Here is a 19,478-nt window from a genome sequence, read left to right on the forward strand (position 1 = left end):
CGGTGCGGCGGCGCCGCCGGGGGGCGCCGCGGACCCTGCGGGCTCGGCCGCATCAGCTGGATCGGCCGCCTCGGCGGCGTCGTCGGTCGTCTCGGTCGTCGTCACGGTCGTCTCATCGGTGGCTGCCACGCCGACCAGTCTGTCCCAACCGTCCCGCGTACGGGGAAACGGCCGCGGCCGTCAGCGCAGCGAGGCGGGCACGTCCATCGCCGAACACACCGCGCGCCACACGTCCTTGGCCTCCCAGCCCGCGTCCAGCGCCTGGTGGACGGTGCGTCCGCCGAGCTCGGTCATGACGTGGTCCCGCGCGAAGGAGTCCGCGTAGCCCGCGCCGAAGTGCTCGGCCATCCGCTCCCAGAAAATCGTCAACCGCATGCCACCAGTATCCCACCCCGGGAGAGTGCACCGGCGTCGTTCGCCTCCCGCCCGCGCGGCAGCGCGCCCTACGGTGTCACGCATGCCTGGAGACGACTCTTCCTCGCTGACCCCACCGACCCCGCTGGCCCGCGCCGAGCAGTTCTTCTGGCTCACGGCCCGGGTCCTGGAGCAGCGGCGGTTCGCCTTCCACTTCCTCGGCGGGGACGCCGACGCGGTGGACACCGCTCTCGGCTCGTACCTCAACGCCGACGGCGGCTACGGCCACGCCCTCGATCCGGACCTGCGCGGTCCGCTCAGCCATCCGCTGCACACCGCGCACGCGCTGCGGGTCCTGGACGGACTGGGCCGCTGCGCCGGGCAACGGATCGAGCGGCTCTGCCGCCACCTGACCCGGGTCTCCACCGCGGACGGCGCGCTTCCGGTGGTCCTCCCGGCGCCGCGCGGCTATCCCGGGGCCCCCTACCACCCCGTGTACGACGACCCGCCGGGCGCGCTGCTGACCACGGGCCCGGTGGTGGGCGTGCTGCACCGCAACCGGATCTGGCACGCGTGGCTGTTCCGGGCCACGGACTTCTGCTGGGAGCGGGTCGAGAACCTGCGCCGTACGGACCCGTACGAGGTCCAGAGCGCGGTGGCCTTCCTCAACGGCGCCCCCGACCGGGCGCGGGCGGTGGCGGCCGCGGACCGGCTGGGGCGGCTCGTGCGCGAGCAGCGGCTGGTCGTGCTCGACCCGCGCCGGCGCCGGGAGTACCCGCCCTCCCCCGGCTGCGCGCCGGGCGAGCAGCTGTTCCCCCACGACGTCGCCCGGCGGCCGGAGTCGCTGGCGCGCGGCTGGTTCACCGACGAGGAGCTCCGGCGCTCGCTGGACTTCCTGGCCGCGGGACAGCAGCAGGACGGGGGCTGGCCGGTGCGGCGCCTCGCGTGGGCGCCGGGCAGCTCGCTGGAGCGACGCCCGATCGCCACCCTGGAGGCCCTGCTGACCCTGCGCGCGTACGGCCGCCCCCTGACCGGCGACCCGGCGCGCCCCGTCTAGCCGCCCAGGGCCCGCACTCCTGCGGTGACGACCACCGCGGCGGCGACCACGAGCAGGAACGGCGCCCGCAGCAGCAGTGCGAGTCCGGCGGCGGCCAGCCCGGCGGCGCGGGCGTCGAGCACGAGCTCGTGCCCGGTGCTGAAGGTCTGCTGGGCGGTGAGCGCCGCGAGCAGCGCGACCGGCAGCAGGGCGGCGAGCCGGCGCACGCTCGGCCGCTCCAGTACCCCGGCGGGCACGAGCAGCCCGGCGAGCTTGACGGCGTAGCAGCCGACGACGGTGAGCGCGATGGCGATCCAGACGTTCACGAGCGGCGTCCCTTCAGCCAGAGGATCGCGGGGGCGGCGAGGGCGGCGACGAGCACCGGCAGCCCGGCGGGCAGTACCGGCAGCAGGCCCAGCCCGAGGACGAGGGCGAGCGCGGCGACGGCCCGCTCGGTGGCGGTCTTCAGCATCGGCGCGAGCAGGGCCAGGAAGACGGCCGGCCCGGCGGCGTCCAGCCCCCATGCGGCGGTGTCCCCGAGGGCCTCGGCGCCGAGGGCGCCGAGCAGGGTGGTGAGGTTCCACAGGAGGTACAGGCTCAGCCCGGTCACCGTGAAGCCGAGCCTCGCCGACCTGCGGTCGCGCTGGGCCAGCGCCACGGCGGTGGTCTCGTCGATCACCCAGTGGGCGGCGAGCGGCCGCACGGCGCCCGGCAGGGCGAGCAGCTGCGACAGCCGCAGCCCGTAGAAGGCGTTCCGCGTGCCGAGGAAGAAGGCCCCGGCGGCCGCTGTGAACGGGTTCCCGCCCGCGGCCAGCGCTCCGACCAGCGCGAACTGCGAGGCCCCGGTGAACACCAGCAGGCTCAGCACGCAGGCCTGGAGCACGCTGATCCCGGCCCCGGCGGCGGTCACCCCGAACGCGAACCCGGACAGCCCGACGGCCACCCCGACCCCGAGCGCGTCCCGTACGACGGCCCCGCGCGGCCGCTGGACGACCGCGCCGGGGGTCTCGTTCCTCACCATCTGTCGTTCTCCCACGCCCCGACCGTACGCAGCCCGGCCCGACCGGGTCTTGTACGTTCTTGCACGCGGGGGCTCAGCCTCCGGCCGGGTGCTGACCGCCCGACCGCCCGCGGCGGTACGCGCCCGGCGGGACCCCCACGATGCGGGTGAAGTGGCGGTTCAGGTGGGGCTGGTCGGTGAAGCCGACGGCGACGGCCGCCTCCGCGGGCGGGGTGCCCGCCTCCAGCAGCTCCCGGGCCCGCCGGACCCGGGCGTCCGTCAGCCAGGTGTGCGGCGGCATCCCGTACCGCTCCCGGAAGGCCCGCAGCAGGGCGAACGGGCCGGTCCCCAGTTCCGCGGCGAGCTGTTCCAGCGACGGCGGCTCCGCCATCCGCTCCTGGAGCACCGCCCGGGCCGCCGCGGCGCCCGCGGCGCCGGCGCTGCGGACCGTACGGGCGGGCAGCGGCCCGGCGTGCCGGGTCAGCATCCGCGCGACCGCACCGCGCAGCAGCGTGTCGGCGGCCAGCGCGTTCCCTTCCTCGGCGGCCCGGTGCACCTCGGTGATCACGTGCGAGGTCTGCGGATCGGCGACCGAGTCGGCGGTGAAGCCGGGGGTCCCGCGCAGGCCGGCGATCTCCGCGGCGACCTCGGCGATCAGCTTCCGGGAGGGGTAGAGCGTGGCGTACGCCCAGCCCTCCGGGACCCCGGCGCGCGCGGTGTGCGGCACCTCGGGGTTGATCAGGACCACGCTGCCCGGCCCGGCCCGCACGGTGCCGCCGGGCAGGCCGACCTCCTCGATGCCGCCGGTGACGGCCGCGATGACGTACCCGTCGTGGGCGTGGCGCGGGAAGGTGTGGCGTACGTAGTGGGCGCGCAGCAGGTCCAGGCCGGGCAGTTCCGCGTACTGCCAGTGCCGGGCCCACTCCCGCTCGACCGCGCCGTCCGCCATCCCCCCATTCTGCGCCCCGCCCGACCCTGCGGCCCCGCCCGCTCCCACGAGCCGCCCGGCCCGGGTGTTTCCCCAGGTCCGGGCCGTTGTCAGTACCCGGGTGCAGGATGGGGGCATGGCCGGCTCCGCGCTCGATGCGTTCTCCCCCGCGACCCGCTCCTGGTTCACGGGGGCCTTCGCCTCGCCCACCTCCGCGCAGGAGGGCGCCTGGCGGGCCATCCGGGAGGGCTCCGACGTGCTCGTCGTGGCGCCGACCGGCTCCGGCAAGACCCTGGCCGCCTTCCTCGCCGCCCTCGACCAGCTGGCCTCCACCCCGCCGCCGGCCGAGCCGAAGAAGCGCTGCCGGGTGCTGTACGTGTCGCCGCTGAAGGCCCTCGCCGTCGACGTGGAGCGGAATCTGCGCAGCCCGCTGACCGGGATCCGCCAGGAGTCGGTCCGCCTGGGCCTGCCCGAGCCGGACATCCGGGTCGGGATCCGCTCCGGGGACACCCCGCCGGCGGAGCGGCGGGCGCTGGCCACCCGGCCGCCGGACATCCTGATCACCACGCCCGAGTCACTGTTCCTGATGCTGACTTCTGCGACGCGCGACGCACTGGCCGGGATCGAGACGGTGATCCTGGACGAGGTGCACGCGGTCGCGGGGACCAAGCGCGGGGCGCACCTGGCCCTGTCCCTGGAGCGGTTGGACGAGCTGCTGCCCCGCCCGGCCCGCCGGGTCGGGCTGTCGGCGACGGTCCGGCCGGTGGACGAGGTGGCCCGGTACCTCGCGCCGCGCGGCAAGGCCGAGATCGTCCAGCCGCCCTCGGCGAAGGAGTTCGACCTGTCGGTGGTCGTCCCGGTGCAGGACATGGGCGAGTTGGGCGGCTCGCCGGCCACCGAGGGGAAGGAAGGCGGGGACAAGCCCTCGATCTGGCCGCATGTGGAGGAGCGCATCGCGGATCTGGTCCAGGCCCACCGCTCCACGATCGTGTTCGCCAACTCCCGCCGCCTCGCCGAGCGCCTGTGCAACCGGCTGAACGAGATCGCCTACGAGCGCGCCATGGGCGAGAAGCTGCCCGACGGCTCGCCCCCGGCGCAGATCATGGCCCAGTCGGGGGCCGCCCAGGGCGCCCCGCCGCTGCTGGCGCGGGCGCACCACGGCTCGGTCTCCAAGGAGCAGCGGGCGCTGGTGGAGGAGGACCTGAAGGCGGGCCGGCTGCCCGCGGTGGTCGCCACCTCCAGTCTGGAACTGGGCATCGACATGGGCGCGGTGGACCTGGTGGTGCAGGTGGAGTCCCCGCCCTCGGTGGCCTCCGGGCTCCAGCGCGTGGGCCGGGCCGGACACCAGGTGGGCGCGGTCTCCACGGGGGTGGTGTTCCCGAAGTACCGCGGGGACCTGGTCCAGGCGGCGGTGGTCACCGAGCGGATGCGCACCGGTTCGATCGAGTCGCTGCGCATCCCGTCGAACCCGCTGGACGTGCTCGCGCAGCAGCTGGTCGCGATGACCGCGATGGACACCTGGCAGCTGGACGAGCTGCTGGCGCTGGTGCGGCGGGCGGCGCCGTTCGCGGCGCTGCCGGAGTCGGCGTTCACGGCGGTGCTGGACATGCTGGCGGGCCGGTATCCGTCCGACGCGTTCGCGGAGCTCAGACCGCGGGTCGTCTGGGACCGGGTGGCGGGGACGATCACGGGTCGGCCCGGCGCGCAGCGCCTCGCGGTCACCTCCGGCGGCACCATCCCCGACCGGGGCCTCTTCGGGGTGTTCCTCGTGGGCGCCGACCCCAAGAAGGGCGGCGGGCGGGTCGGCGAGCTCGACGAGGAGATGGTCTACGAGTCCCGCGTGGGGGACGTGTTCACGCTGGGCACCACGTCGTGGCGGATCGAGGACATCACCCGCGACCGGGTCCTGGTCTCCCCCGCCCCCGGGGTCCCGGGCCGGCTGCCGTTCTGGAAGGGCGACCAGCTGGGCCGCCCCCTCGAACTGGGCCGCGCGGTCGGCGCGTTCCTGCGCGAGCTGGGCGGCCTGGCCGAGGAGGACGCGCGGCTGCGCCTGGTGGCGGCCGGCCTCGACGCCTGGGCCGCGGAGAACGTCCTCGCGTACCTCGCGGAGCAGCGCGAGGCGTGCGGGCACGTCCCCGACGACCGGACCATCGTGGTGGAGCGGTTCCGTGACGAGCTCGGCGACTGGCGGGTCGTGGTCCACTCCCCCTTCGGCGCCCAGGTGCACGCCCCCTGGGCGCTGGCCCTCGGCGCCCGCCTCGCCGAGAAGTACGGTATGGACGCGCAGGTCATGCACGCCGACGACGGGATCGTGCTCCGGCTGCCCGATGCGGACCTGCTCTCCATGGACCTCCTCGACCACGATCCCTCGGCCACCCAGGCCTTCGAGTTCGACGACGAACAGGCCCCCCTGGGCGCGGCGGACGTCGCCTTCGACCACGGGGAGATCAACCAGATCGTCACCGACCAGGTCGGCGGCTCCGCCTTGTTCGCCTCCCGGTTCCGCGAGTGCGCGGCGCGCGCCCTGCTGCTGCCGCGCCGCAGTCCGGGCAAGCGGACCCCGCTGTGGCAGCAGCGCCAGCGGGCCTCCCAGCTGCTCCAGGTGGCCTCGGAGTTCGGTTCGTTCCCGATCGTGCTGGAGGCCGTACGGGAATGCCTCCAGGACGTGTTCGACGTGCCGGGCCTGACGGAGCTGATGGGGGACATCGAGGCTCGCCGGGTCCGGCTCGTCGAGGTCACCACCCCCGAGCCGTCCCCCTTCGCCCGGTCGCTGCTCTTCGGGTACGTCGCCCAGTTCCTGTACGAGGGGGACTCGCCGCTCGCCGAGCGGAGGGCGGCCGCCCTCTCCTTGGACTCGCGCCTGCTGGCGGAGCTGCTGGGCCAGGCGGAGCTGCGCGAACTGCTCGACGCGGAGGTTCTGGAGGAGCTGGAGCGGGAGCTCCAGTGGCTGACGGAGGACCGGCGGGCCAAGGACGCCGAGTCCGTCGCCGACCTGCTGCGCCTGCTGGGCCCGCTGACCACGGCCGAACTGGCCGAGCGCGGAGCCGACCCGGCCTGGCCGCAGGCCCTGGCCCGGACGCGCCGGGCGATCGCGGTCCGGATCGGCGGCGCGGACCACTGGGCGGCGATCGAGGACGCGGGCCGGCTGCGCGACGCGCTGGGCACGGCGCTCCCGGTCGGGGTCCCGGAGGCGTTCACCGAGCCGGTCAAGGACCCGCTCGGCGACCTCCTGGCCCGGTACGCCCGCACCCACGGACCGTTCACCACGGCCGCCGTGGCCGCCCGCTTCGGCCTGGGCGCGGCCGTGACCGAGGGCGCCCTGCACCGGCTCGCGGCGGCGGGCCGGGTGGTGCAGGGCGAGTTCCACCCGGCCGGCATCGGCCAGGAGTGGTGCGACGCTACCGTGCTGCGCAGGCTGCGCCGCCGCTCGCTGGCGGCGCTGCGCCAGGAGCTGGAGCCGGTCCCGCCGGCTTCTTTGGCGACCTTCCTGCCGCAATGGCAGCACCTGGGCGGGGCCCTGCGCGGCGTCGACGGCCTGGCCCGGGCGATCGAGCAGCTGCAGGGCGCCCCCGTGCCCGCCTCTGCGCTGGAGCGGCTGATCCTCCCCTCCCGGGTCTCGGGGTACTCCCCGACCCTGCTGGACGAGCTCACCACCGCCGGGGAGGTGGTCTGGGCGGGTGCCGGGGCCCTGCCGGGCAAGGACGGCTGGGTCTCGCTCTACCTGGCGGACGCGGCCCCGCTGCTGCTGCCCCCGCCGCATCCGCTGGAGCTGACGCCCCTTCACCAGTCGATCCTCGACACCCTGTCCGGCGGGTACGGGCTGTTCTTCCGCCAGCTCGCGGAATCCGTGCGCGTCAAGTGGTCCGAGGCCACCGACCTCGAACTGTCCGAGGCCGTCTGGGACCTGGCCTGGTCGGGCCGGCTCACCAACGACACGCTCTCCCCGCTGCGCTCCCTGCTCGGCTCGGGCCGTACGGCGGGCGCCACCGCCCACCGGGCCCGGCGCACCGTCCCGCGCGGCCGGTACGGGACGCTCAGCGCGCAGGTGTCCCGCCCGGGGCCGCCCACGGTCTCCGGCCGCTGGTCGCTGCTGCCCACCCGGGCCCCCGACCCCACCCACCGGGCGCACGCGCTGGCCCGGACCCTGCTGGACCGGCACGGGGTGGTCACGCGGGGCGCGGTGGCCGCCGAGGGCGTGGAGGGCGGCTTCAGTGCGGTGTACCGGGTCCTGTCGGCCTTCGAGGACAGCGGGCAGGCCCGCCGGGGCTACGTGGTGGAGGGCCTGGGTGCGGCCCAGTTCGCGATGGACGGGGCGGTGGACCGGCTGCGCTCGGCCGAGCGGAACCCGCCCCCGCTGGCGGCGGTGGTCCTGGCGGCCGCCGACCCGGCGAACGCGTACGGGGCGGCCCTGTCCTGGCCGGAGCCCCCGGCCGGGGCCACGCACAAGCCGGGCCGCAAGGCGGGCTCGCTGGTGGTCCTGGTCGACGGCGAGCTCGTCCTGTACCTCGAGCGGGGCGGCAAGACGCTGCTGGCCTGGCCGCCTGCGGAGGACCCGCGGCTCGCGGCGGCGACCGCGGCCCTGGCGGCTGCCTCCCGGATCGGCACGCTGCCCGCGCTCACGGTGGAACGCATCAACGCCGCCGCGGCGTTGACCTCCCCGCTGGGCCCGGCCCTGGAGGCCGCGGGCTTCCATGCCACCCCGCGGGGCCTGCGCCTGCGCTCGTGAATCCGGCGGCCGGAACGGGCGGCCGGAACGGGCGATCGGAGCAGGAGACCGGAGCAGGAGACCGGATCGGGCAGCCGAATCCGGCATTCCGGTCTCGACCATCGCGCTTATGTTCCACTTATGTCTTGAGCACGTCACGAAGCCCCTCCCCGCTGGCACCCCCGGCCACTTCTCGACTATCAAGATCACCGCAGGCGTCCAAGCGTGACGATGCCACGTCAAAGAACACACTCATGGGGGACCAGAAAATGAGCACCAACACCATGCGGCGAGCGGCAACGGGCGTCATCGGTCTGGCGGTTGCCGGAACCCTGACCCTCACCGGCTGCAAGAACGGCAACGAAGAGGTCGCACCCGCGCAGTCGAGCGCGCCGGCCGCCCAGCCCAGCCAGGGCGGACAGGAGTCCGCGCAGCCCGGCACCCCGGCCAGCCCCTCCACCGGCGGCGGCCAGGCTCCCGCGGCGGGCCAGGCGAAGCCCGGCCAGACCTTCAAGATCGGCGAGACGGCGCAGGTGCCGTTCAGCTACGGCAACACCAAGGGCGGCACCATCGCCCTCACCGTCACCGCCGTCGAGCAGGGCCAGCCGGCCGACCTGGACGCCCTCAAGCTGGGCGACAAGGTCAAGGGGATGATCCCCTACTACATCCGCTACTCGGTGAAGAACATCGGCACCGTGGACCTCTCGTACGCCTCCGTGGGCCACATGAAGGGCCTGCTCCCGGACGGCTCCGAGGCCCAGGGCGTCTCCGTCATCGGCAAGTTCGAGAAGTGCAAGGACGAGACGCTCCCGAAGGGCTTCACCAACGGCCAGACGCAGACCAGCTGCGCCATCGCCCTGGCCCCGTCCGCCCAGACGAAGGTGGTCGGCGCCGAGTACTGGGGCGACCCGTACAACAACCTGAACGACGGCAAGGGCCTCTTCTGGAAGTAGCCCTCCCCCTTCCCGACGACCGGGCCCCCGCCCGCGCCACGGCGCGGCGGGGGCTTCGGCCGTCCCGGCCCGGCGGGGCGACAATGGCGCCATGCCCGAAGGAGACAGCGTCTGGCGCGCCGCGGCCCGGCTGCACGCCGCCCTGGCCGGCCACGAGCTGACCCGCAGCGACCTGCGCGTCCCCCGCTTCGCCACCGCCGACCTCACCGGCCGCACCACCCTGGACGTCACCCCGCGCGGCAAACACCTCCTCGCCCGCTTCGAGGGCGGCCTCACCCTCCACACCCACCTGGGCATGGACGGCTCCTGGCGGGTCTTCGCCGCGCAGCAGAAGTGGCACGGCGGCCCCGCGTACGAGATCCGCGCCGTCCTCGGCACCGCCGCACACACGGCCGTCGGCTACCGCCTCCCGGTCGTCGAGCTGCTCCGCACCTCCGAGGAGGAACGGGCCGTCGGCCACCTGGGCCCCGACCTCCTCGGCCCCGACTGGGACGCGGAGAAGGCCGCCGCCAACCTCCTCGCCACCCCCGGGCGCCCGCTCGGCGAGGCCCTGCTCGACCAGCGCAACCTGGCCGGCATCGGCAACATCTACAAGTCCGAGCTCTGCTTCCTCGCCCAGGTCACCCCCTGGACCCCGGTCGGCGGCCTCCCCGATCCCGCGACCACCGCCGTCCGCCTGGCCGGCGCCGCCCACCGCCTGCTGCGGGCCAACACCGGCGACAGCGCGATCCGCAACACCACCGGCAGCCGCCGCCGCGGCCAGGAGCTCTTCGTGTACGGCCGCGCCCGCCGCCCCTGCCTGCGCTGCGGCACCCCCGTCCGCGAGGCCCCGCAGGACGACCGCCCGACGTACTGGTGCCCCCGCTGCCAATCCGGCCCCTCCCCGTCCGCCTAGTTGACGCTCCGTCAGATCCGGTCGTACCGTCCCGGCATGCCCACACCCAGAGCCTCCTACGACCTCACCGGCCGGACCGCCCTGATCACCGGCGCCGCGAGCGGCATAGGCCGCGCCACCGCCGTCCTCCTCGCCGGGGCGGGCGCCGCCGTGCACTGCGCGGACCGCGACGGGCAGGGCCTCGCCGAGACGGCCGGCCTCGTCGCCGAGGCCGGCGGGTCCGCCACCGTCCACCCCCTCGACGTCACCGACCGGGCCGCCCTGCGCGCCGCCGTCGCCGCCGCCGGACCGCTCGACATCACCGCCGCCGTCGCCGGGGTCATGCACACCAGCAGCGTCCTGGAGACCTCCGACGAGGACCTCGACCGGGTCCTGGACGTCAACTTCAAGGGGGTGCTGCGCACCTGCCAGGAGGCCGCCCGCGCCATGATCGCGGCCGGCCGTCCCGGCTCGATCATCACGATGGCCTCCGGCGCCGTGGACGCCGCCCAGCCCGGCCTGCTCTGCTACAGCGCCGCGAAGGCCGCCGTCGTCCAGCTCACCAAGACCCTCGCCACCGAGGCCGGCCCCCACGGCATCCGCGTCAACGCCGTCGCCCCGGGCTGGATCCGCACCCCGATGACCGGCCGCCACAGCCCCGAGGCCCAGGAGCAGACCGAGGCCGCGATGGTACGGATGTCCCCCCTGCGCCGCGTCGGCGAGCCCGAGGACATCGCCCAGGCCGTGCTCTACCTCGCCTCGGACGCCTCGTCCTTCATGACGGGCCAGATCCTCCGCCCGAACGGCGGAGTGTCGATGCCCTGGTAGCCGCCCGGTCGGCCCTGGTAGCCGCCCGGTCGGCCGGGATCCCGTCCACCGGCTGGGCCTCCGGCCCGTCGGCTCCCGCCTCCTCCGCCGCCGCCCGCCGGGCCCTGCGTACGGGCCCCGGCGTGCAGTGCACCGGCAGCAGCCCCAGTCCCCAGCCGCCCACGGCGACCGCGCCCTCCACCGGACCCGCCTCGCCCGGCGCCAGCGCCAGCCGCAGCACCGCCCACCACCACAGCGCGCCCATCGCCACCGCGAGGGCCAACGCCGGGGATATGCCCAGTGCCGGGGGTATGCCCAGTACCGGAAGTGTCCGTAGTAACCGCCGCACGGCTTCCTCCCGGGATCAGGGCCGCGATCCGGACTCGTCCGGACTCCCCATCCTCCCGTACACCGCCCTGGCGCGCACCCAGAACGGCCCGGAGCCCCGGCCGGTGCACAGGCACCGGCCGGGGCTCCGGCCACGCTCTTTTCTTCACAGCTCGCGCATCGAACTCACGCGGCTACGACATTCACCGCTTCCGCAGGCGCCTTGATGGTCACCCGCTCCGGTCCGCCCGCGACCGAAGCCACGGAGACCGAATTGAGCATCGGGCGGACCGGCACCGTGACCGGTTCGCTGGCAGACTGTGCCAGCTCAGCCAGCGACAGCTCGTCGCTGACCTCGCGCATCAGCTCGGACATCCGTACGTCCAACGCGTCGCAGATCGCGGAGAGCAGCTCGGAGGATGCCTCCTTCTGCCCCCGCTCCACCTCGGAAAGATAGCCGAGAGAAACTCGGGCGGACGAGGAGACTTCGCGCAGAGTACGGCCCTGGCGCTGGCGCTGCCGACGCAGCACGTCACCCAGCAGGCGACGGAGCAGAATCATCGGTGGCTCCCTCCTCTGACCGTGTAGCCGCATCCTTCACGCCCCACCGTACCGCCTCGCGCCGCGGCCGTGCGGGGAGCTATGTCGTGTTCACTCAGGGCTGCAAACATCAAATCCCCCCGTTCTGTTCCGTATCCTGCCCCCGCGCATTCTCGCGGAGTTCGCTCAAGAACAGTTCGAGCACTGTCCGTGCACTCTCCCTACGAATTTCCTCACGGGAGCCGTTCAACCTCAGCGGGACGGTTTTCCTGCCCGCCGGACCCGCCACGGCGATGAAAACGGTGCCGACCGGCTGCCCGTCCTGCGGGTCCGGACCGGCCACTCCGGTGGTCGCGATCCCCCACGATGCACCCAGCACGCGCCGCACTCCGGCCGCCATCTCGGCCGCGACCTGCGCGTTCACCGCACCTTCCGCTGCCAGCAGCCCGGCGTCCACCCCCAGGATCCGGTGCTTCAGCTCGGTGGCGTACGCCGTGACCGAACCGCGGAACGACCGGGAGGCCCCGGCGATGCCCGTGAGCTCCGCGGCCACCATCCCGCCGGTCAGCGACTCGGCGACGGCGAGCGTCTGGTCACTCTCCGCAAGGAGGCCCAGCACCTCCGCGGCGAGCTCGGCGGTGGCCGCGCTCTCCCCCGCAGGTTCCGCGGCGCCCGAAGACGCCCCACCGGCCACCGGAGATTCGCCCACCGCGTATGTCACCTTGCGGCCCGCTCCGCTTCCAGGCCCTGGCGGCGCAGCACCACGGCCTGCCGGATGTAATCCAAACCGGTGACCACGGTCAGCACGACGGCGACCGCCATCACCCAGAAGCGCAGGCTCGCCAGCGGTCCGGTCAGCGCGAGCACGTACATGCCCACCGCCGTCCCCTGGGCGAGGGTCTTGAGCTTGCCGCCCCGGCTGGCGGGAATCACCCCGTACCGGATGACCCAGAAACGCATGAGCGTGATCCCGAGTTCCCGCCCGAGGATCACGCCGGTCACCCACCAGGGCAGGTCACCCAGCCAGGAGAGACAGATCAACGCCGACCCCATGATCGCCTTGTCGGCGATGGGGTCGGCGATCTTCCCGAAGTCCGTGACCAGGTTGTACGTCCGGGCCAGGTGCCCGTCGAAGATGTCCGTGATCATGGCGACGGCGAAGGCGGCCCAGGCCCACGCCCGCCAGACGGGGTCGTAGCCCCCGTCTGCGAGCAGCAGCAGGACGAATCCCGGCACCAGGACGAGCCGGATCATCGTCAGGATGTTCGCGATGTTCCACAGGCTGGCCTGATTGACCGCCGCGGCCCCCAGCTTCGCGCCGGGCGCGGGCCGGCGGCCGGTCCCGCCCGCCGCAGATGCCGGGACTCCGGTCATCCGGCCGCCTCCTCGTCGAGGTGCAGGGGCTCGGCCACCAGGTCCACGCCCAGCGTGCCGACCACCTTCGCCGTCACGATACGGCCGGGCACCAGGCCCGTGCTGTCCGTGAAGACGACCTGGCCGTCGGTCTCGGGCGCCTGGTGCGCGGCCCGCCCGTAGGCACCGTCACCGTCCTCGTCGACCGCTTCCACGGACTCGACGAGCACCTCCAGCGTCTCTCCGATCCGCTCCTCGGCGCGCTGCGAGGTGAGCTCCTCGGCGAGCCGCTGCATGTGCGCGAGCCGCTCGGCGATCGTCTCCTCGTCCAGCTTGTTCTCGTAGGTGACGGCCTCGGTGCCGTCCTCGTCGGAGTAGCCGAAGACGCCGATCGCGTCGAGCCGCGCGTGGGTGAGGAAGCGCTCCAGCTCCTTGAAGTCCGACTCGCTCTCGCCGGGGAAGCCGACGATGAAGTTGGACCGGACGCCGGCCTGCGGGGCCTTGGTGCGGATGGTGTCCAGCAGTTCCAGGAACCGGTCGGTGTCACCGAAGCGGCGCATGGCGCGCAGCACGTCGGGGGCCGAGTGCTGGAAGGACAGGTCGAAGTACGGCACGACCTTGGGGGTCGAGGTCAGTACGTCGATCAGGCCGGGCCGCATCTCGGCCGGCTGCAGGTAGCTGACGCGGACGCGCTCGATGCCGTCCACGGCGGCCAGCTCGGGCAGCAGGGTCTCCAGCAGGCGGATGTCGCCGAGGTCCTTGCCGTACGAGGTGTTGTTCTCGGAGACCAGCATGATCTCCTTGACGCCCTGCTCGGCGAGCCAGCGCGTCTCGCCCAGCACGTCGCTGGGGCGGCGCGAGATGAAGGAGCCGCGGAACGACGGGATGGCGCAGAAGGAGCAGCGCCGGTCGCAGCCGGAGGCGAGCTTGACCGAGGCGACCGGGCTCTTGTCCAGGCGGCGGCGCAGCGGCGCGCGCGGCCCGGAGGCGGGCGCGACCCCGTCCGGCAGGTCGGCGGGGGCCTCCGCGACGGGCTCCTGGGCGTGGCCGGGCAGTGCCACCGCGCTCTCCTGGCGGTCCGCGGGGCTGATCGGCAGCAGCTTGCGCCGGTCGCGCGGGGTGTGGGAGGCGTGGATGCCGCCGTTCAGGATGGTCTGGAGGCGGTCGGAGATGTCGGCGTAGTCGTCGAAGCCGAGCACGCCGTCGGCCTCGGGGAGCGCCTCGGCGAGCTCCTTGCCGTAGCGCTCGGCCATGCAGCCGACGGCGACGACGGCCTGGGTCTTGCCGTAATCCTTGAGATCGTTGGCTTCCAGGAGGGCGTCTACGGAGTCCTTTTTGGCGGCTTCGACGAAGCCGCAGGTGTTGACGACGGCGACGTCCGCATCGGCGGCGTCCTCGACGAGCTCCCAGCCATCCGCCGCCAAGCGGCCTGCGAGCTCCTCCGAGTCCACCTCGTTACGGGCGCAGCCAAGAGTGACAAGGGCGACGGTACGGCGTTCGGGCATGGACTCAAGACTACTTTGTCCAAACGCCGACCCCCGCCCCAAGTCCCGGTAAACCAAGATCCCCGAGGTGCGGCGCAGCACCCCGGGGACCCGGAATCACGGATTCAGCGCCATATCAGCCTGCCTGGGCCGGTCCCTGGCGGGGGTCGTCCTTGGTGTATGTGAGGCGTTCCACCTGACCCGGCTGGAAATCGTCCTTGATCTCCTTGCCGTTCACGAAGAGCTTCACGACCCCGGCGTCACCGAGGACGAGGTCGATGGACTCCTTGTCCGTGAAGGTCTTGGTCTCGCCCGGGGTCAGCGTCCCGTCGAACAGCAGCCGGCCGCTGTGGTCCTTCGCGGAGATCCAGCTCGCGCCGTCGTTGGCCGTCAGGACCACCGTGACGAGGTCCTTGGGTGCCGCGGCGATCGCGCTGTCCGAGGGCTCCGGCTTGGGGGCCTTCGGGGTCTGCTGCGGCTGGGCGGCCGGTTTCCCGGCCGACTGCTTGGGCGCTGCCTGCGGGGCGGCGGAGGCGTCCGCCACCGTCCGCTTGTCCTTCGCGTCGCCACCGCTGAAGGCGGTGAAGCCCACGAAGCCGATCACCGCGACGATGGCGGCGACCATGGCCGCGGTCCAGTTGGGCCGCTGCCGCTCGGGACGGATGCGCTCGGCCTCGAACATCGGCGCGGCGGGTGTGGGTGCCGGCCGGCCGCCGTGGGCCGCGTCGTACGCGTCGACCAGGGGTTCCGGATCGAGGTGGACGGCGCGGGCGAGCGTACGGATGTGACCGCGGGCGTAGACGTCGCCGCCGCACCGCGTGAAATCGTCAGCTTCGATCGCGTGCACGATCGGGATGCGCACGCGGGTGGTGGAACTGACCTCGTCGACAGTGAGCCCGGCGGCGATCCGGGCCTTCTTCAGGGCCGTCCCGATGGACGGTCCTTCGTCCTTGCGTTCGATGATGCGGTCCTCGGACCGGTCGTCGGTCGAAGGACGCTCGTCTTCGGGGGAGTTGGAGTTGCCGATGGACACGAGGGCGCCTTTCGAGCGTGTAGCCACCTGCTGGATGTCCAGTCTAGGGGGGTGACGAAAGGGTGGAGCAACCGGAGGGTGGACTTCCTACGCCATCCGAATGGCAATCCGAACAGAGTCTGGGAAGTCCGGGTGCTGCGACGGCCCGCACCGCGCACGGTGCCGCCACCTCCCTCAACTTGACGCGCGCCCAGGGGAAACGGTTGCCCGCCCGAGAATCACGGTTGGGTCTCTCCCCGGATGACGGCGAGGACCCCGTCCAGCTCGTCGGCCTTGACCAGCACGTCGCGCGCCTTCGAACCCTCGCTCGGGCCGACGATCCCCCGCGACTCCATCAGGTCCATGAGCCGGCCGGCCTTCGCGAAGCCCACCCGGAGCTTGCGCTGGAGCATCGAGGTCGACCCGAACTGGGTGGAGACCACCAGCTCGGCCGCCTGGCAGAGCAGGTCCAGGTCGTCGCCGATCTCCTCGTCGATCTCCTTCTTCTGCTTCTGCCCGACCGTGACGTCGTCCCGGAAGACGGGCGCCATCTGGTCCTTGCAGTGCTGCACGATCCCGGCGATCTCGTCCTCGGTGACGAAGGCGCCCTGGAGGCGCACCGGCTTGTTCGCGCCCATCGGCAGGAACAGCCCGTCGCCCTTGCCGATCAGCTTCTCGGCGCCCGGCTGGTCGAGGATGACCCGGCTGTCGGCGAGCGAGGAGGTGGCGAAGGCCAGCCGCGAGGGCACGTTCGCCTTGATCAGGCCGGTGACCACGTCCACCGAGGGGCGCTGGGTGGCGAGCACCAGGTGGATTCCGGCCGCGCGGGCCAGCTGGGTGATCCGGACGATCGAGTCCTCGACGTCGCGCGGGGCCACCATCATCAGGTCGGCGAGCTCGTCGACGATCACGAGCAGGTACGGGTACGGGCTGAGCTCCCGCTCGCTGCCCGGCGGCAGTTTGATCTTGCCGTCCCGGATGGCCTGGTTGAAGTCGTCGATGTGCCGGTAGCCGAAGGCGGCCAGGTCGTCGTAGCGCAGGTCCATCTCGCGCACGACCCACTGGAGCGCCTCGGCGGCCCGCTTGGGGTTGGTGATGATCGGCGTGATCAGGTGCGGGATGCCCTCGTACGCCGTCAGCTCGACGCGCTTGGGGTCCACGAGCACCATCCGGACGTCCTCCGGGGTGGCCCGCACCATCACCGAGGTGATGAGGCAGTTGATGCAGGAGGACTTTCCGGAGCCCGTGGCGCCGGCGACGAGCACGTGCGGCATCTTCGCGAGGTTGGCCATGACGTAGCCGCCCTCGACGTCCTTGCCGAGCGCCACCAGCATCGGGTGGTCGTCCTCGGCCGCGTCCGCCAGCCGCAGCACGTCGCCCAGGTTGACCATCTCGCGGTCGGTGTTCGGGATCTCGATGCCGACGGCCGACTTGCCCGGGATCGGGCTGATGATCCGGACGTCCGGCGAGGCCACCGCGTACGCGATGTTCTTGGTCAGCGCGGTGATCCGCTCGACCTTGACCGCGGCGCCGAGCGTGACCTCGTACCGGGTGACCGTCGGCCCCCGGGTGAAGCCGGTGACGTCCGCGTCGACCTTGAACTCGGTGAACACGTTGCGCAGCGAGGCCACGACCGCGTCGTTGGCGGCGCTGCGGGTCTTGCCCGGCCCGCCCTTCTCCAGCAGGTCGAGCGAGGGGAGTGCGTACGTGATGTCCCCGCGCAGCTGGAGCTGCTCGGCCCGCGGCGGCAGGGCCTGGGTCTGCGGCGGGGCCTTGGTCAGGTCCGGCACGGACAGGGTCCCGGAAGCCGCGGCGGTGGTGTCGTGCGGCGGCTCGGCCCGCTCCGGGTCCGGCTGCGGCTCCGCGGCCTTGGGCCGCTCCACCCGCGCGGGCGGCACCGGAGCGGTGATCTGCGCTCCCTCCCGCTCCGCCGAGATGCCGTGCGTCAGGTCGGCCACCAGCGGGGAGGGCGGCATTCCGCCGTAGACCACCCCGTCCAGCGCGGCGGCGGCCGCCGCGGCCACGTCGACGGCGTCCATCTCCCGCTCGGCGGCCGGCCGGCCCGCGGCCCGGCGCGGGCGCCGCCTCCGGGCGGGCGCCTGCTCCTCGGCTGCGTCGGCGGGACCCGCGGGACCTGCCGGAGCACCCGCGCCGGCGGCCCCCGACCGGGCCCGCCACTGCTCGGGATCGTGCCGGTCGGCGGCGCCGCCCTCCGCGTACCCCTCGTCGTACTCGTTCGGGGCGATGATCCCCAGCCGGATCCCGAGCCGCCGCAGCCGCTGCGGGATCGCGTTCACCGGGGTCGCGGTGACCACGAGCAGCCCGAAGATCGTGAGCAGCACCAGCATCGGCACGGCCAGCGGCGCGCCCATGGTGAAGATCAGCGGCTTCGAGGCGCCCCAGCCGATCAGCCCGCCCGCGTTCTGCATGGCGGTGGTGCCCTCGTCGCGGCCGGGCGCCCCGCACGCGATGTGCACGAGACCGAGGACGCCGATCGCGAGCGCGGAGAGGCCGACGCCGATCCGGCCGTTGGCGTCGGGCTGCTCAGGATGGCGGATGAAACGCACCGCCATGACGCCCAGCAGGATCGGCACGAGCAGATCCAGTCGCCCGAAGGCGCCGGTGACCAGCATGGTGACCAGATCGCCGACGGGACCGCTCAGGTTCGACCAGGTACCGGCGGCGACGATCAGCGCGAGGGCGAGCAGCAGCAGCGCGACGCCGTCCTTGCGGTGGGCGGGGTCGAGGTTCTTGGCGCCCTGGCCGACCCCGCGGAAGACCGCGCCGACGGCGTGCGCACAGCCGAGCCACAGCGCGCGCACCAACCGCAACACACCCCCGGTGGGGGACGGCGCGGGCTTGGGCGGCGCCTTCTTGGCGGGGGCGCGCCGGGGCGCCGCGGTCTTCTTCGCGGCGGAACCGCGCGCGGCGGCCGCTTTCTTCGCCGGCGCCGTCGTCCGGCCGGTGCGGCCCTTCGCGGTGCCCGCTGCGCTCTGGGAACCCTTGCCGGACGTACGTGAGGCCATGGGGCCGAGGTTACCGGTGCGCGCGCCGGTGGACACGCGTGCCCACCCCTTCACCCGTTCGTGTCGCGCCCCGTGTCAGTGCTTTGACGCACCGCCAGACGCGACAGCCGTCCGAACCGGCCGGCCGTCCCCTCGACGGGCTCAGCCCTGCGCGGGCAGCACCGGCGTTCCCCCGCCGGTCCCGGGCTCCAGCGCGTCGAGCGCCCGCCGCAGGCCGGTGAGCTTGCGCTCCAGGTGGGCCGCGGTCGCCACGACCGCGGCGTCGGCGGATTCCTCGCCGAGCTGCTTGGTCAGCGCCTCGGCCTGCTCCTCGACCGCCGCGAGCCGCGCGGAGAGCTCGGCCAGCAGGCCGGCCGTCTCCTTGCTGCCGTCGCCGTCGGAGCCGCCGCCCTCCAGCTGGAGCCGCAGCAGGGCCGCCTGCTCCCGCAGCTGGCAGTTCTTCGTGTACAGCTCCACGAACACCGAGACCTTGGCCCGCAGCACCCACGGGTCGAAGGGCTTGGAGATGTAGTCCACCGCGCCGGCGGCGTAGCCGCGGAACGTGTGGTGCGGACCGTGGTTGATCGCGGTGAGGAAGATGATCGGGATGTCCCGGGTCCGTTCACGCCGCTTGATGTGCGCGGCGGTCTCGAATCCATCCATCCCGGGCATCTGCACATCCAGCAGGATGACCGCGAAATCGTCCGTCAACAGCGCCTTGAGCGCTTCCTCCCCCGACGACGCCCGGACCAGTGTCTGATCGAGCGCGGAGAGGATGGCCTCCAGCGCCAGCAGATTCTCCGGCCGGTCATCGACCAGGAGGATCTTGGCCTTCTGCACCATGCCCTGTCCTCCTCGCCCCGGCATGGGGCCTCCCCGGCTCCTGGCACCGGCCTGTACGCCGGGCCCCGCCCCAGAAGAGGACGGCATCCTTGCGCCGTCCGTCCTTGTGCCGGTCATCGTAGCCCCAGTCCCGAGATCGCCACACCCTGTCACCAAGATGTCACTGTGCACGAAGCAGAAACGGTGTGGGGGAGCAGAAGGTTCCCCGCCTCCCGCCCTTTCACACCGTTTTCGCCACAGTCAGTCAGCAATTGGTA

The 19,478-nt window shown here is 73.4% G+C and carries 16 protein-coding genes; 5 read left to right on the forward strand and 11 right to left on the reverse strand.

All coding sequences use genetic code 11. The annotated features are described in order from the left end of the window. Positions 1–180 precede the first annotated feature (180 nt). The gene (locus tag ACIBAD_RS14940; protein ID WP_030154244.1) at positions 181–375 is read right to left on the reverse strand and encodes a DUF3046 domain-containing protein; all 195 of its coding nucleotides are present in this window, start codon (positions 373–375) and stop codon (positions 181–183) included. An 82-nt stretch (positions 376–457) separates the two neighbouring features. Between ACIBAD_RS14940 and ACIBAD_RS14945 the strand changes: the two genes are divergently transcribed. Beyond that, positions 458–1,411 carry a hypothetical protein gene (locus tag ACIBAD_RS14945; RefSeq protein WP_398906866.1) on the forward strand — a complete coding sequence of 318 codons (954 nt, stop codon included), beginning with the start codon at positions 458–460 and terminating at the stop codon, positions 1,409–1,411. Here ACIBAD_RS14945 and ACIBAD_RS14950 read toward each other — a convergent pair. The 3 genes from ACIBAD_RS14950 to ACIBAD_RS14960 form a co-directional block, all read right to left on the reverse strand. Continuing rightward, positions 1,408–1,716, reverse strand: coding sequence for an AzlD domain-containing protein (locus tag ACIBAD_RS14950; RefSeq protein WP_134070679.1), 309 nt, complete (start codon positions 1,714–1,716; stop codon positions 1,408–1,410). The genes ACIBAD_RS14945 and ACIBAD_RS14950 overlap by 4 nt on opposite strands. After that, positions 1,713–2,411: an AzlC family ABC transporter permease gene (locus ACIBAD_RS14955; protein ID WP_398906908.1), complete on the reverse strand. Its 699-nt coding sequence runs from the start codon at positions 2,409–2,411 to the stop codon at positions 1,713–1,715. The genes ACIBAD_RS14950 and ACIBAD_RS14955 overlap by 4 nt, the downstream gene beginning before the upstream one ends. Before the next feature lie 73 nt (positions 2,412–2,484). Then, entirely contained in the window at positions 2,485–3,339 is an 855-nt protein-coding gene (locus tag ACIBAD_RS14960) for an AraC family transcriptional regulator (RefSeq protein ID WP_398906869.1), read from the reverse strand. Between the two features lie 115 nt (positions 3,340–3,454). Here ACIBAD_RS14960 and ACIBAD_RS14965 point away from each other — a divergent pair, with 115 nt between their 5' ends. From ACIBAD_RS14965 to ACIBAD_RS14980, 4 genes are all read left to right on the forward strand, one after another. Continuing rightward, positions 3,455–8,044 (forward strand): ATP-dependent helicase, encoded by a 4,590-nt coding sequence (locus ACIBAD_RS14965; protein ID WP_398906871.1) that lies wholly within the window; start codon positions 3,455–3,457, stop codon positions 8,042–8,044. Between the two features lie 248 nt (positions 8,045–8,292). After that, positions 8,293–8,976 carry a hypothetical protein gene (locus ACIBAD_RS14970; RefSeq protein WP_134070683.1) on the forward strand — a complete coding sequence of 228 codons (684 nt, stop codon included), beginning with the start codon at positions 8,293–8,295 and terminating at the stop codon, positions 8,974–8,976. A 91-nt stretch (positions 8,977–9,067) separates the two neighbouring features. Continuing rightward, the gene (locus tag ACIBAD_RS14975; RefSeq protein WP_398906873.1) at positions 9,068–9,871 is read left to right on the forward strand and encodes an Fpg/Nei family DNA glycosylase; all 804 of its coding nucleotides are present in this window, start codon (positions 9,068–9,070) and stop codon (positions 9,869–9,871) included. 36 nt (positions 9,872–9,907) lie between these two features. Beyond that, positions 9,908–10,678 (forward strand): SDR family NAD(P)-dependent oxidoreductase, encoded by a 771-nt coding sequence (locus tag ACIBAD_RS14980; RefSeq protein WP_398906875.1) that lies wholly within the window; start codon positions 9,908–9,910, stop codon positions 10,676–10,678. Between the two features lie 492 nt (positions 10,679–11,170). On the opposite strand, the gene ACIBAD_RS14985 is transcribed toward ACIBAD_RS14980, so the two are convergent. The 7 genes from ACIBAD_RS14985 to ACIBAD_RS15015 all read right to left on the reverse strand — a co-directional run bounded on the left by ACIBAD_RS14985 (position 11,171) and on the right by ACIBAD_RS15015 (position 19,221). Beyond that, on the reverse strand, positions 11,171–11,545 hold the full coding sequence (locus ACIBAD_RS14985) for a helix-turn-helix transcriptional regulator (protein ID WP_134070687.1): 375 nt from the start codon (positions 11,543–11,545) through the stop codon (positions 11,171–11,173). 109 nt (positions 11,546–11,654) lie between these two features. Beyond that, positions 11,655–12,143 (reverse strand): CinA family protein, encoded by a 489-nt coding sequence (locus ACIBAD_RS14990; RefSeq protein WP_398906878.1) that lies wholly within the window; start codon positions 12,141–12,143, stop codon positions 11,655–11,657. A gap of 98 nt (positions 12,144–12,241) precedes the next feature. Continuing rightward, the gene (gene pgsA, locus ACIBAD_RS14995) at positions 12,242–12,898 is read right to left on the reverse strand and encodes a CDP-diacylglycerol--glycerol-3-phosphate 3-phosphatidyltransferase (RefSeq protein ID WP_053692401.1); all 657 of its coding nucleotides are present in this window, start codon (positions 12,896–12,898) and stop codon (positions 12,242–12,244) included. Next, positions 12,895–14,382 (reverse strand): 30S ribosomal protein S12 methylthiotransferase RimO, encoded by a 1,488-nt coding sequence (gene rimO / locus ACIBAD_RS15000; RefSeq protein WP_398906885.1) that lies wholly within the window; start codon positions 14,380–14,382, stop codon positions 12,895–12,897. Before rimO ends, pgsA begins: the two co-directional genes overlap by 4 nt. Positions 14,383–14,497: 115 nt before the next feature. After that, on the reverse strand, positions 14,498–15,394 hold the full coding sequence (locus tag ACIBAD_RS15005) for a helix-turn-helix domain-containing protein (RefSeq protein ID WP_134074361.1): 897 nt from the start codon (positions 15,392–15,394) through the stop codon (positions 14,498–14,500). A 218-nt stretch (positions 15,395–15,612) separates the two neighbouring features. Beyond that, a complete protein-coding gene (locus tag ACIBAD_RS15010; RefSeq protein ID WP_398906888.1) occupies positions 15,613–18,399 on the reverse strand; it encodes a DNA translocase FtsK in 2,787 nt (928 codons plus the stop codon). A gap of 141 nt (positions 18,400–18,540) precedes the next feature. Next, entirely contained in the window at positions 18,541–19,221 is a 681-nt protein-coding gene (locus tag ACIBAD_RS15015) for a response regulator (RefSeq protein ID WP_134070695.1), read from the reverse strand. Positions 19,222–19,478 lie beyond the last annotated feature (257 nt).

The organism is Streptomyces sp. NPDC051109, from assembly GCF_044455885.1.
In the GTDB taxonomy this organism is placed as follows: domain Bacteria; phylum Actinomycetota; class Actinomycetes; order Streptomycetales; family Streptomycetaceae; genus Streptomyces.

Excerpts from the sequence above, each read along its gene's own strand:
- ACIBAD_RS14985 (WP_134070687.1), bottom strand. The coding sequence starts at position 11,545 with ATGATTCTGCTCCGTCGCCTGCTGGGTGACGTGCTGCGTCGGCAGCGC.
- ACIBAD_RS14945 (WP_398906866.1), top strand. The coding sequence starts at position 458 with ATGCCTGGAGACGACTCTTCCTCGCTGACCCCACCGACCCCGCTGGCC.
- ACIBAD_RS14960 (WP_398906869.1), bottom strand. The coding sequence starts at position 3,339 with ATGGCGGACGGCGCGGTCGAGCGGGAGTGGGCCCGGCACTGGCAGTAC.
- ACIBAD_RS14965 (WP_398906871.1), top strand. The coding sequence starts at position 3,455 with ATGGCCGGCTCCGCGCTCGATGCGTTCTCCCCCGCGACCCGCTCCTGG.
- rimO (WP_398906885.1), bottom strand. The coding sequence starts at position 14,382 with ATGCCCGAACGCCGTACCGTCGCCCTTGTCACTCTTGGCTGCGCCCGT.
- ACIBAD_RS14940 (WP_030154244.1), bottom strand. The coding sequence starts at position 375 with ATGCGGTTGACGATTTTCTGGGAGCGGATGGCCGAGCACTTCGGCGCG.
- ACIBAD_RS14970 (WP_134070683.1), top strand. The coding sequence starts at position 8,293 with ATGAGCACCAACACCATGCGGCGAGCGGCAACGGGCGTCATCGGTCTG.
- ACIBAD_RS14980 (WP_398906875.1), top strand. The coding sequence starts at position 9,908 with ATGCCCACACCCAGAGCCTCCTACGACCTCACCGGCCGGACCGCCCTG.
- ACIBAD_RS15015 (WP_134070695.1), bottom strand. The coding sequence starts at position 19,221 with ATGGTGCAGAAGGCCAAGATCCTCCTGGTCGATGACCGGCCGGAGAAT.
- ACIBAD_RS14955 (WP_398906908.1), bottom strand. The coding sequence starts at position 2,411 with ATGGTGAGGAACGAGACCCCCGGCGCGGTCGTCCAGCGGCCGCGCGGG.
- pgsA (WP_053692401.1), bottom strand. The coding sequence starts at position 12,898 with ATGACCGGAGTCCCGGCATCTGCGGCGGGCGGGACCGGCCGCCGGCCC.
- ACIBAD_RS15010 (WP_398906888.1), bottom strand. The coding sequence starts at position 18,399 with ATGGCCTCACGTACGTCCGGCAAGGGTTCCCAGAGCGCAGCGGGCACC.
- ACIBAD_RS14975 (WP_398906873.1), top strand. The coding sequence starts at position 9,068 with ATGCCCGAAGGAGACAGCGTCTGGCGCGCCGCGGCCCGGCTGCACGCC.